General features: G+C 39.6%; 9 protein-coding genes. 5 read left to right on the top strand and 4 right to left on the bottom strand.

Annotated elements, in window-relative coordinates; all coding sequences use genetic code 11:
- Nucleotides 1-46: 46 nt before the first annotated feature.
- From KDU71_RS09070 to KDU71_RS09055, 4 genes are all read right to left on the bottom strand, one after another.
- Complete coding sequence (locus KDU71_RS09070) at nucleotides 47-1792, bottom strand: SusD/RagB family nutrient-binding outer membrane lipoprotein (protein WP_212189894.1); 1746 nt, start codon at nucleotides 1790-1792, stop codon at nucleotides 47-49.
- A gap of 10 nt (nucleotides 1793-1802) precedes the next feature.
- On the bottom strand, nucleotides 1803-5465 hold the full coding sequence (locus tag KDU71_RS09065) for a SusC/RagA family TonB-linked outer membrane protein (RefSeq protein ID WP_212189892.1): 3663 nt from the start codon (nucleotides 5463-5465) through the stop codon (nucleotides 1803-1805).
- Nucleotides 5466-5588: 123 nt separating this feature from the next.
- Nucleotides 5589-6590 carry a FecR family protein gene (locus KDU71_RS09060; protein ID WP_212189882.1) on the bottom strand — a complete coding sequence of 334 codons (1002 nt, stop codon included), beginning with the start codon at nucleotides 6588-6590 and terminating at the stop codon, nucleotides 5589-5591.
- A 136-nt stretch (nucleotides 6591-6726) separates the two neighbouring features.
- A complete protein-coding gene (locus KDU71_RS09055) occupies nucleotides 6727-7278 on the bottom strand; it encodes an RNA polymerase sigma-70 factor (protein WP_212189880.1) in 552 nt (183 codons plus the stop codon).
- 412 nt (nucleotides 7279-7690) lie between these two features.
- Here KDU71_RS09055 and KDU71_RS09050 point away from each other — a divergent pair, with 412 nt between their 5' ends.
- The 5 genes from KDU71_RS09050 (at nucleotide 7691) to KDU71_RS09030 (ending at nucleotide 13395) form a co-directional block, all read left to right on the top strand.
- Nucleotides 7691-8860 carry an AIR synthase related protein gene (locus tag KDU71_RS09050; protein ID WP_212189878.1) on the top strand — a complete coding sequence of 390 codons (1170 nt, stop codon included), beginning with the start codon at nucleotides 7691-7693 and terminating at the stop codon, nucleotides 8858-8860.
- Nucleotides 8861-8935: 75 nt separating this feature from the next.
- Nucleotides 8936-10024, top strand: coding sequence for a peptide chain release factor 1 (gene prfA / locus KDU71_RS09045; RefSeq protein WP_212189876.1), 1089 nt, complete (start codon nucleotides 8936-8938; stop codon nucleotides 10022-10024).
- 99 nt (nucleotides 10025-10123) lie between these two features.
- The gene (gene pyrF / locus KDU71_RS09040) at nucleotides 10124-10951 is read left to right on the top strand and encodes an orotidine-5'-phosphate decarboxylase (RefSeq protein ID WP_212189875.1); all 828 of its coding nucleotides are present in this window, start codon (nucleotides 10124-10126) and stop codon (nucleotides 10949-10951) included.
- 129 nt (nucleotides 10952-11080) lie between these two features.
- On the top strand, nucleotides 11081-12352 hold the full coding sequence (locus KDU71_RS09035) for a DUF2851 family protein (RefSeq protein WP_212189874.1): 1272 nt from the start codon (nucleotides 11081-11083) through the stop codon (nucleotides 12350-12352).
- Complete coding sequence (locus tag KDU71_RS09030; protein WP_212189873.1) at nucleotides 12340-13395, top strand: potassium channel family protein; 1056 nt, start codon at nucleotides 12340-12342, stop codon at nucleotides 13393-13395. Before KDU71_RS09035 ends, KDU71_RS09030 begins: the two co-directional genes overlap by 13 nt.
- Nucleotides 13396-13412 lie beyond the last annotated feature (17 nt).

Here is a 13412-nt window from a genome sequence, read left to right as displayed (position 1 = left end):
GGGAGCCAAATATTGACTCCCCAAATTATTGAAATTAACTATACAACTAGTTTTTGGTCCTTCCGGTCCACCATACAGGTGTATCATGATCGTTCTTATGGGCTACAGCAGCAAAGTTATCCGGGTTAGTGGTCTCTTCACTTGAAGGATAATAGAAACGCTCCATCCAAACGAAAATATTTGAGGTAGGCGTTAAAATACCATAGTCCTTCTGCAAGCGACGAGCTTCACTCCATATCTCCCAATAGTTAAGTACATTCAAGTGAGCCATTTTCTGATAAAAAATTTCTTTTATTTTTTCATCATCACTCATTGCATTGAAGGCAGCAACCTTATTATCCAGAAATGCATCAATAGCCGCAGCATCAGGCTTTGAAGGCTGCGTTCCATCCATAATAGCCACTGGGATAGCAGGAGAAGAGGCATCATCGAACGTATTACCTCCATTAACCATATAATACCAATCAATTGATTCCGCTATCGCTTTCCGATAAGCCTGAGAGGCATCAATACTTCCTGCAACACCTGGATACCTTATTGCAGCTTCAGCCAATAATAAATGTGTTTCGGTAGCAGTAAATGCCGGATACTCCATATCAAAGTTAAAGTAGGTCTTTTTATTATAGAATGAGAAGTATGGTTCTCTATGATCATCATAGGCCCAGTCCTTAGCATTATCTATCCGATCCTGCTCATAACCTAGCGCCTCCATATCTGTTTGAATTTTATCAAACTGAGTTGTCCCCCAACTGTCACAACCAACATAATCGCCAAACTGATTGGGTTGAAATACAACATAAAGACGCGGATCAACCTGATCAGCAGGTGTAGCTGGCGAAACATATCCAAAGATATCTTGCATCATGTAGCGAGGTGCATGAAAATTATACCACATCTCTGTCATTGCTCGTGGCCAATACCATTCCATTACGTGGGCATAATCAGTTTCTGCCAGACCAATAAAATCATCAGCCTCAGATACCAGTGGTAAGTTGTTAGATAAGATATCACCTATAATCTCTTGGGCTTTACTTGCATCAACATTACTAAGACGCATTGCCATTCTAAGGCGCAAAGAATTGGCAAATTTTCTCCATTGCTCAACATTTCCATCATTCAAAATATCATGGACCTGAAACTTCTGGTGAGCCAAGGAGTTGTTTAATTCATAACCATCCAAGGTAGTTTGAATCTCATCTAATGATTCTAATAATGCGTTATAGATAAACTCCTGACTATCATACTTAGCCCAGAATTTTTTCTGATAAGCACCATTGGCTTCTGTAAAAGGTACATCATCATAAATATCAGTCAGGCGCTGAAACATATAAGCCTTGACTATATTAATACAATGCACATAAATGGCGTAATCAGCTTTTTCTTCTTCCGGCAGATTATTTAGCAACAGGTTCATTACCGGAATGTTCTTATTAAAATCCACATAGGTTTTGTTGAACTGAGTATTTCGCAATGTTGAACCCGACCAACCTGTCCATAGTGTGTATGATCCTGGTTCATAATTGTTAAATGGGGCATATGGAAATGTTCCTAAACCAAAAAGACGATTAAAGGCGCGGCATTGATGATAACCAGGTCCATATTCGAGGCGAAACAATTCTGTTGGTTGAAGCGCGCCTGTAAATAACATTGCAAAATCAGCCTGTGTTACTTTATCCGGATTATAAAACTCTTCTTCCAATTCGTCCTGACAAGAGGATAATCCTATAACGAGACCCGTCAGCATTAGTAAAAGTAGTTTACCAAGCAGGTCGTGTATCTTATATAATTTCATAGTAATATTTTTAGAAAGCTAGTTTAACTTCAAATCCATAACTTCTCACTCCTGGCAATCCAGAATACTCAGTAAATTCATTAGTACCTGCAAAGGACTCAGGCGTTACGTTTGGTATATCCTTATATAAATAAGCTATATTGGTTCCGAATACGGATAAACGAGCACGTGTCAGGAAAGTATTATTCAAGAATTTTCGTGGAACCTCGTAAGCAAATGTGATACGACGTAAAGCCAGGTAATCACTCTTAAATACCACATCCTCTGTAATATCCATATACCCTTGCCAATAAGTTCTTTCGTAATATTGCTGAGCATTTATCAACTTATCGTTAGGTGTTCCATCAGCTTTTACTCCATCTAAAATTACTCCATCATGGAATATCCAGCCATATTTAGAATCTGCTGGAGTAGCATCTGAATGTGAATCTAGTAAAACTAAATCCCCACCATTGTTGATGTAATATGGTAATCCGCCTCTAGCTTCATCACGGTATTTAAGCGACTCAACTCCGGTACCATTACCTCGCAAATACATGTTAGTTTGAGAGATTAAAGTACCACCAAACTGGAAGTCAAAATCAAAATCAAGATAGAAGCCTTTGTAACCAAAGTTAGTATTGAAACCACCTATAACATCAGGTAATTCTTTACCAACCTTAACCTGGTTTTCTGTATCGAACTCATAAACACCATTTGATCCTACAACCAGATTTCCTTCTTCATCGCGTAACCAAGGATTAATGTAATACTCACCAAATTCGCCACCAACACGAGCTTCCCTGCTTGCACCTGTTACACCCCATAGAGGTAAAACTTCTACTCCTTCAGCCAACTTCTTAATTTTTGTATCATACTTAGCCAGGTTAAGAGTTGCATTCCACACAAAATTATTAGTCATTATCGGCTTACCTGTTAGTTGCAGTTCTATACCATTGTTTTGCACATCACCAGCATTGGTAATTATACGGTTAACACCTGATGAACGAGGCACATCCAAAGCCATAATCTGATCATAAGTATTGGCCTTAAACCATGAAAAGTCAACTCCAAGTCGGTTACCCTGAAACATATTAGCTTCAAAACCTATTTCAATTTCACGCTTACGTTCTGGCTTCAGGTTTTCTGTTGGAAAAGTACCTTCGGCAATAGCCTTATCAAAGTCTACTGGAGGCATATCGCTTGAAGCTGTTTGGTAAGGAATACCATTGTAACTATTGACATTAAAATTCAGGTTACCAAAATAGGCAGGTCCCGGACGTCCTACATCGGCATATGAAGCACGGACTTTAGCATATTTCACAAATTCAGGCAATTCAAGCGCCTCACTGACAATCCATGACATACTAACGCCAGGATAGAAATAGCTATTGTTTGCAGGAGGTAGTATACTAGACCAGTCATTACGTCCTTGTATTTCAAGGTATAAATAATCACGGAAAGCAACCTGTGCAGATCCTAGTAAACCATATAGTGTATATGAGGTACGCCCGCCGCTTCCTTCTGATTTAACATCTTTGCGAGAGTTACCTAATGAAAACCAATTCTCAATTAGAAATTCTGTGGTCAAAGATTTCAGTTGCCGATCCATACTATATTCATAAACTCCACCAATAAAACCTGATAGTCTAAAATCATCATTAAGTTTTCTGTCAAAATTTAAAAGAGCCTGATTGGTAAGCTTCAATATATTTCTCTCAGAAACAGAATAATAGCCTTGTGTTGGATCTTCATCTAACGGACGAATCACTTTCTTCTTAACTTCACCTAGTTTACGAGTCATATCAAACCCTGAACGTAAGGATAGAGAAAGCCAGTCTGTAAACTCAATTCCTAAATTGGCCGATTGAATGAAGTGATGACGTTCTTCGTCAAAATCATTCTGTGTTTGATTCCAAAAATAGCTAGCGCCAATTTGACCTGCTTGAGAACCTGCTGCCTCACGACGTTCTTTATCTCTGAAATACCAATAAATACCGGTATCATCATGCACATTTTGCTTCCACAGTTCTGGCTTCATATCACGATGCACACCATATGTAACTAATTCATCTTGCATACGGTATGGCGCATTATGATTGAATGTGTAATAGTAATTACTAATATATCCAAGCTTAATTTTATCTGATATATTAATGTTCCCATTAAAACTTACAGTATGATTTTTTTGCTCCGCACCAATAATAGTACTTGTATACTGCCTATTGGTATATGAGAATCTAAAGTTACCTACATCACCAGCATTAGAAAGTGCTACACTATTAGTTGCCAGATGTCCTGTTCGAAAAAGATCTTCATAATTATCGGGTTGAGCAGAGTATGGTCTCATTTGTCCATCCCACCATAAAATTTGCCGACCATCCATGCGAGGTCCCCAGCCAGCTGCGCCACCAGTACCCCAGAATATTGGTGTTTTAGTGCCGTCAATATCTTCATACTTAAATCCACCCTCGTCCGTCAGTTCAGGATCTAATCCTTCAACAGCCATTGTGTTACCTGTGCCAAATTCATTTTGTAATTCGGGTACAAAGGCCGTATTGTCCCATGTATAACTAGAGGAGACTTCTACTCCAAATCCTTTTTTACTTTTTCCTGATTTAGTAGTAATTAATACAACCCCATTAGCCCCAGCATGACCATATAATACAGATGCTTTAGCTCCTTTTAATATCTCAACGGACTCAACATCCTCAGCATTAATATCATTAATACCAGTACCTCTATCTCGTCCATCGCGATCATTTCTGTTCATTCCAGAGTTCTCATCAAAAATAGGAATTCCGTCAACCACAAAAAGAGGACGAGTTGAAGAAGACTCTGTCAATGAAACAGAGTTACGAATATTAATAATCATACCTCCGGTAGGGCCATTGGCGGTTCCTGAAATCTTCACCCCAGCTGCCTTACCATACAATGAAGTTAAGGGATTAACAGGTACTCCACTCTTTACCAGTTCATCAGATTTTATAGAACTCACAGAATATCCTAAAGCCTTTTTTTCACGTTTAATTCCCAAAGCAGTAACAACCACCTCGTCCAAGCCCGTTGTTACTTCAATAAGGGTAACATTTATTTCACGTGAAGCACCTACAACAATTTCTTGATCCTCAAAGCCAATATATGAGAAAACCAAGGCATCATTGGCATCATCTACCTCAATATCATAGGTTCCGTCAATACCGGTAATCACGCCGTGCTGTGGATTTGCTTTTTCATATACATTAACGCCCGGAAGCGGTTCTCCATTGATATCAATAACTTTACCTGTTACCCTTAATGTTTGTTGCTGAAAAGCACCTTTATCATTAACTAAAGCAGATAAAACCACATGGTTTTCAATCATTGAATAGCGCACATCGCTGTTTCTGAATACGGTGGCTAACAGCTCTTCTAATGACTGATTCTCTGCTTTAACGCTGACTCCCTTATTCACATCAATATTAGAATCGCTGTAAATAAAAGTTACGTCAGTTTGCTTTTCTATCTCTTCTAAAAGTTGCTTGATGCTAACATCTTTTAGGTTTAGGTTCACTTTTGATTGCGAGTAAACATTGGCTGATAACTGCAATGTACCCACCAATACAAATAGTATCAGTAGTTTCATAATTCTTAATGTTTGTAGCCAGGAAGCATACCAGCCTCCCGTACAGGCTTTTTCTGCACTTTTTTTCATAGTTTTGTAATGAATGTTAATGAATATCCAACTGCAATTGGATGTTTTAATGCTTATCAGGGATATGTTGGCGCATATTCCTGATTTTGGTTAACAATCTCTTTTTTACGGATGTTACATAGGCTAAGGGTTTAAAATCGTTATAAACACCTGCTCTCCTTTTATTTGATATTCAAGCGGTTGAACAAGCTTCATAATGCTTAATAATTCGCTCAATGATTCTGATTTGACCGTAAACGTGAAACGCTTCTGAGCCAACAGCTCACTGTTTTTTAGTTCAATCTGCACACCATACCACTTACTCAGCTTCTCTATCACCTCGCTTAATGGTGTGTTATCTAATTTCAACACATTATCTTTCCAGCAAATAATATTCTGAATATTGCCCTCTACTACTTGTAATTTTCCCTCCTCACTGTTGGCATAAGCTAATTGTCCGGGTTTTATTTCAGCTCTTGTTCCATCAAACAGCGCAACATCAACCCGCCCTTCAAGGAGAGAAGTTTCTGTCACCGGAGCTGTTTCATAAGCCATTACATTAAATTTAGTACCCAGTACCTTTACCTCACAATCTTTGGTTAAAACTTTAAATGGTAAAGCCTCATTAGTAGCTACTTCAAAATAGGCTTCTCCATCCAGTTTTACTTCCCGGTTATCCCGTCCATAATCTGTATTATAGCTCAATACCGAGGCTGAATTAATCCACACGCTGGTACCATCAGGTAGTTCGAGTTTACTCTTTTCACCACTGGGCACCACGGTCTTAACTATGAGGCTACCTGTATCTGCTTCTGTTTGAAAAAACATAAAAAAGCTGACAGTCAGTAACAATACAGCAACAACAGCTGCAACCGATTGCCAGATTCGCAATACCTTTTTAAGCTGCGAAGCTGACTTAATAGAAACGTCCTGTATATGCGTTTTAAACCTATTCCATTCATTCCCGGTATCAGCAATTTCACTGGCATTGAGGTACGAACTTTCCCAAACATCCTTTACCTCAGCGTAATAACGAGCATTACCATCCTTCTCCTGAACCCAGGCTGCCAGGCTTTTCTGCTCGCTTTCCGACAAATTACCTTCCAGGTAATCAATTATTCTGTTTTCAATCGATTGTTTACTCATTTTTCCATGCTTCATTGCTGTAACACATCAACCTCAATTTACCCTACCACAATTTTGGATTTTTTTATACTTTTTTACAAATGACTTCCTAAATAGAAAGCAACCCACAGTATCTCAAATATTTAATACGGAATATTTAGAATAGAATAGAAAGGAGTTCGGCAAACTCTTTCCTGAAAAGTCGTAAAGCCTTAGTAATGTGTTTTTCAACCATCTTAACAGAGATCCCCATCTTTTCTGCAATCTCTTTGTTCTTCAATCCATCATTACGGCTCATCTTAAATACTTCGACGCAACCTTGGGGTAGCCGATTCATGACTTGCTCGAACTGCTCTTCAAGTTCTAACTCCAATAAACTGACAAAAGGATTGACTTCATTGCTTAGGACCGATTGCTCAGCCTCATTCAATACGGCTGAAGGACCATCTGCTTCATGAAGCAGTTTTTTATTATCACGAATAGCATTTAAGGCCTTATTTCTGGCTACCTGAAAAAGATAGGCCTTAGCATTGCCGATAAATTCCTGTCCCTCAGTATGCTTCCAAAAGGCAGTAAATACCTCCTGAACAATATCCTTTGCCACCTCAATGTCATGTACATACTTATTAGCATACAACACTAGGCGGCCATGATATCTGGTATAAAGCTGTTCAAAAAAATCAATTCTACTATAAGCTGTATTATTCATGTGCTTACCAATCTTCTATCACACTTTACGATTAAAAACTTGATTTTTCATCTTGAATATGGGACACTTCAAGATGTAGTTCATCTATATCACTTTACAATTTGCAAAGCTATGCAGCACTTTGTGAAAATAAATATCAACACATTTTAATCTTTATTAACACTTTGGAAAAATAGGTATTTCACCTGATAAAACCAGCGCCTTATTTATTTTGAATGGCAAAAAGAACATGATTACCCATATCAGAACATACTTTCAAATTAAAAACCTGAACCAACCAAGCGCATAATGGTATAAGAAATTAGGATTTATGACACTAACACTACTCTATGGACGCTTTTTTTGACGAAGCCGAAAGATTGTGCTATTTTTGCACTCCAAAATAGGGTAAAAAACTGATAAAATAATACTTGTGAGCTCAGATTCGAGATACAACCTACGCGGCGTTTCGGCCTCTAAAGAAGATGTACACAACGCTATTAAAAACATTGACAAAGGCATATTTCCTCAAGCATTTTGCAAAATTGTTCCTGATATTTTAGGAGGTGACGAGGACTACTGCAACATTATGCATGCCGATGGCGCAGGCACCAAGTCATCATTGGCTTACATGTATTGGCGCGAAACAGGTGATTTATCTGTGTGGAAAGGGATTGCTCAAGATGCTATTATCATGAACGTGGATGACCTGCTATGCGTAGGCGCCACCGAAAACATACTGGTATCTTCCACCATTGGCCGAAACAAAAACCTTATTCCTGGTGAAGTCATTTCAGCCATCATCAACGGCACTGATGAGCTTTTGGCCGAATTGCGCGAGATGGGTATCAGTATTTACCCAACAGGCGGTGAAACTGCAGATGTGGGTGATTTGGTAAAAACTATCATTGTTGATAGTACAGTAACCTGTCGTATGAAGCGAAGTGATGTTATCTCGAACCATACAATTCAACCAGGTGACGTAATTGTTGGACTATCATCATCTGGACAAGCTACCTACGAAAAAGAATACAATGGTGGAATGGGAAGTAACGGACTCACCTCAGCCCGCCACGATGTATTTGCCAAATATTTGGCAAGCAAGTACCCTGAGAGTTACGATGGCTCAGTACCTGAAGACCTAGTTTACTCAGGAAACTATGAATTAACCGACAGCGTAAAAGATTCGCCACTTGACGCAGGTAAACTGGTCTTATCTCCAACCCGCACCTACGCACCGGTGATTAAAAAAGTGCTGGACGAAATGCGTAGCGATATTCATGGCATGGTACACTGTTCGGGAGGTGCCCAAACAAAAGTGCTGCACTTCGTGGATAATGTTCATGTGATTAAAGATAATATGTTTGATGTGCCTCCACTTTTCAAAACCATCCACGAAGAATCGGGGACTGAATGGAAAGAGATGTACAAAGTTTTTAACATGGGGCATCGCTACGAAATATACCTTTCGCCAGAAAAAGCGGAAAGAATTATCGAAATAGCCAAATCATTCAATATTGACGCCCAGATTGTGGGACGTGTTGAAGCTCATGATGGCAAAAAACTAACCATCGAAAGTGAATTTGGTACGTTTGAGTATTAAGCACTTTTAATGGTTTTATTGCGGATAGAGAAATAGCTATCCTTTTGATTAATTAACGGTATTCAAGAATAAAATATGTCGCAAGCACACGATTTATTAGAAAAACTGGAAGGTATCCGACTTCGTTTCGAGGAAGTATCGGAACAGATTACCAATCCGGAAGTTATAGCCGACACTAAGCGATACGTAAAGCTTAACAAGGAATATAAAGATTTGCAGAAAGTGGTTGAGGCTCGTCATGAGTTCAAAAACACTTTAGACAACATTGATTCGGCTCGCCAGATGCTTAAAGAAGAATCTGATGCTGAGATGCGCGAAATGGCTAAGATGGAACTGGATGAGCTGGAAGACAAGCTGCCAGAAATGGAAGAAAACATCAAGCTTCTGCTGATTCCGGCTGATCCTCAGGATGCCAAAAATGCGGTATTGGAAATTCGTGCCGGAACAGGTGGTGATGAGGCCAGTATATTTGCTGGTGACTTATACCGCATGTATACCAAATATTGCCAGGAAAAAGGCTGGCGCATAGAAGTGACCAACAGCAATGAAGGTACATCCGGTGGTTTCAAAGAAATTGTGATGAATGTGACCGGCGAAGGTGTTTATGGTATTCTTAAATATGAATCGGGCGTTCACCGTGTACAGCGTGTTCCTCAAACCGAAACACAAGGGCGTGTTCACACATCAGCAGCCACAGTGGCTGTATTGCCCGAAGCCGAAGAGTTTGACATTGAGTTGCGCACAGAGGATATCCGCAAAGATACTTACTGTTCGTCAGGACCAGGTGGACAGTCGGTAAATACTACCTATTCAGCTATCCGACTCACTCACATTCCATCAGGAATTGTTGTAACCTGCCAGGATCAGAAATCGCAGTTGAAAAACCTGGACAAGGCCATGGCTGAATTACGTACCCGCCTTTACAACCTGGAATATCAGAAATACCTTGATGAGATTTCATCGCAGCGTAAAACCATGGTATCATCAGGTGACCGTTCAGCTAAGATACGTACATACAACTATCCGCAAGGCCGCGTAACCGACCACCGTATAAACTTAACGCTCTACAACTTGCCAGCCATTATGGATGGTGAAATTCAGCAAATCATTGACAAACTAATTGTTGAGGAAAATGCTGAGCGACTGAAAGCAAGCGAATTGTAAATAAGCTAATCGCTGTTGGCCAATGGCTGATAGCTATTGAATAATACATACAGTACAAACTGCTGTCAGCTATAAGCTGTTAGCCATAAGCTAGATATTATGACATCACAAGAGCTTTTTGAAAACATTAAAAAGAAGAAGAGTTTTTTATGCGTTGGGCTTGATACCGATATCAATAAAATTCCTCGTCACCTTTTAGACACGACCGATCCTATTTTTGCTTTCAATAAGCAGATTATTGATGCAACACACGATGTAACCGTAGCTTACAAACCCAATCTGGCATTTTATGAGAGTCTTGGGGTAAACGGGTGGAATTCACTGGAAAAAACAGTTAACTACATAAAATACAACCACCCGGATATTTTCATCATTGCAGATGCCAAACGTGGAGATATTGGCAATACATCAGCCATGTATGCCAAAGCTTTTTTCGACCACATGGAGTTTGACTCGGTAACTGTTGCTCCATATATGGGTGAAGATTCGGTAAAACCTTTCTTAACACATGTTGATAAGTGGGTAATACTGTTGGCACTTACCTCTAATAAAGGCGCTTTCGACTTCCAGTTTATGGAAGAAAACAACGAAAAGCTGTACGAGAAGGTTATTAAAACAAGTGCCCAATGGGGTACCGAAGAGAACCTGATGTATGTGGTTGGTGCTACAAAGGCAGAGATGCTCGCAGACATACGCAAGCTCATTCCTAACCATTTCTTATTGGTTCCTGGCGTTGGTGCGCAAGGTGGCAGCCTCGAAGAAGTGGCCAAAAATGGTATGAACAACAAGTGTGGCCTTTTAGTAAACTCTAGTCGTGGTATTATTTACGCCAGCGATGCTGAAGATTTTGCGGCTAAAGCCCGTGAAAATGCCATTGCAGTGCAACAGGACATGGAAAAACTTCTGAAAGTACATGGTTTAATCTAGATTGACCGGAATAATATAAAAATGAAAGCCTGAAGCGACAACCGTCCTTCAGGCTTTTTTTGTGAGTTAAGCGCTCTATTTGCACTTATTAACAATAAGATTTAAATTCATAGACCAAACCTATGTGCTATGAATGAAGAACTCTTACACTACATCTGGCAATACAAGCTATACAAACCCGACTTACGCACCACCGACAATAAACCAATTGAAGTTATACACCCTGGCATAAAAAATATGGACGGTGGTCCTGATTTCTTTAATGCCAAAATCAAAATTGATGGCACTTTATGGGCTGGCAATGTAGAAATACACCAGAATGAGAAAGAATGGTACCTGCACCAGCATCATCAAGACCCAAGTTACGATAATGTGATACTCCATGTGGTAGAGATCAATAACAAGACCACCTACAATTCGAAGAATAGATTAATTCCCGCTTGCTGCCTGCCTGTTTCTATGACACTTAAGAATCGTCTTAAAAAACTGTATACCAGCAGCAAATGGATAGCCTGCGCTCAAAACATATCAAACATTAATGAATTTACCCTTTCGCAATGGATGGAACGCATGCTCATAGAGCGGTTAGAGGAGAAAAGTTATCTGGTAAACAACTTACTCAAAGCCACCAACAACAACTGGGACCAGGTATTTTTCATCTTGCTGGCCCGAAGCTTTGGCTTTGGCCTTAATGGCTTGCCTTTTGAGCTAATGGCCAAGCAAACACCTTTAACCATTCTTTTAAAGCATACCGACAATTTGTTTCAGATGGAAGCTCTGCTCTTTGGTCAGGCAGGCTTGTTAACTGAGCCCAAAGAACAAGATGAATACACTACATCATTAAAAAGAGAATATGAATTTCTTCGCAATAAATATCTGCTCAAGCCAATATCGCAAAGCCCTTGGAAGTTTCTTCGCCTACGTCCTGCTAACTTCCCAACCGTCCGAATCGCCCAGTTAGCTAACCTAATGTGCAACATTAAAGGAAGCTTTGAGCAATTATTAAACCTCAGTCAACAACCACTTCTCTTAAACAAGATGAATATTGGAACCTCAGACTACTGGAAATCACATTACGTACTGGGAAAACAATCAAGTAAATCATCGGTCAAACTATTGGGAAGCTCTTCTAAGCAGCGTCTTATAGTCAATACCATCATCCCGTACCTCTTTATTTATGCAGCAAAACATAAAGACGAGCAACAAAAAGAAAAAATCATTGATTATCTTTATCAACAACCATCAGAGAACAATAAAACACTTGAGCAATGGAACAATTTAGGTGTGCCTTCAAAAAATGAAGCACAAGCACAGGCACTACTTTATTTAAAGAGTAATTATTGCAATCAGAAAAAGTGTTTAAATTGCCACATCGGACACGAGGTACTATGCAAAAATTAGATAATAATACAGTTTATCACGACACTATACGAGCCCTGCTAACGGCTGGCGGCTTATTGGTTCTAACAATTGCCATTGGCTCAGGTGGTTTTATGATGATTGAAGGTTATCGTTTTGTTGACGCCGTATACATGACTGTTATCACAATGGCAACTGTAGGTTTTCGTGAGGTAGTGCCATTAACCGATCCAGGAAAGATTTTTACGGTTTTTCTTATTATTTTTAGTTTAGGAATTTTTGGTTATGTAATAACTCAGGTAACACGTATTATATTTGAAGGTGTATTACATCAGTCATATAAAGCTTATCAGTTGAGAAAGAAAATTGTCAAATTAGAGGATCATGTAATTGTTTGCGGCTTTGGTCGTAACGGATATCAGGCATGTGTTGAACTGGCTGAGCATGGCGAACAGTTTGTTATTGTTGAAAAACGCGATCATGTGGTTACACGCATTCTGGAAGACCCTGAACTGCTATACGTACAAGGCGATGCCAGTTCAGAGGAGGTATTGGATGCTGCACAAATACGAAAAGCCAGAGCGCTTATCACAGCATTACCCAATGATGCCGACAATATGTTTGTAGTATTAACAGCTGCAGAAATGAATCCGTCACTTAAAATCATTAGCCGGGCGAGTGATTTCAGATCAGATACGAAACTAAGACGTGCAGGCGCCACAAACGTTATTATGCCCGATCGCATCGGCGGACAGCGAATGGCCAAATTGGTAACCCAGCCTGATGTGGTGGAGTTTGTTGAATACATCCTACTGCAACGCTCTAAGGATGTGCAATTAACCGAAATTAACTGTAACAAACTGGCTGTATCCAATTATAAAAAAACAATCAGAGAACTGAAACTGCGGGAAAAATCAGGGGCCAATTTAGTTGGCATCAAAACAGCTGAAGGAGCTTACCTTTTTAATCCCTCACCGGATATTGAAATAACACCAGCCGATAAGCTGTTTGTTCTAGGCTCCCCTACCCAAATTGAACAATTCAAAGCTATATTAACAAGCACACCACAAACCATAAACAACTAACAAACAACAGACTCAAT

Origin of the sequence: Carboxylicivirga sediminis, assembly GCF_018156225.1 — a bacterium.
GTDB classification, from domain to species: Bacteria; Bacteroidota; Bacteroidia; order Bacteroidales; family Marinilabiliaceae; genus Carboxylicivirga; species Carboxylicivirga sediminis.
Note: the sequence above shows the minus strand (reverse complement) of the source record. Positions and strands in the feature narration are given on the sequence as shown.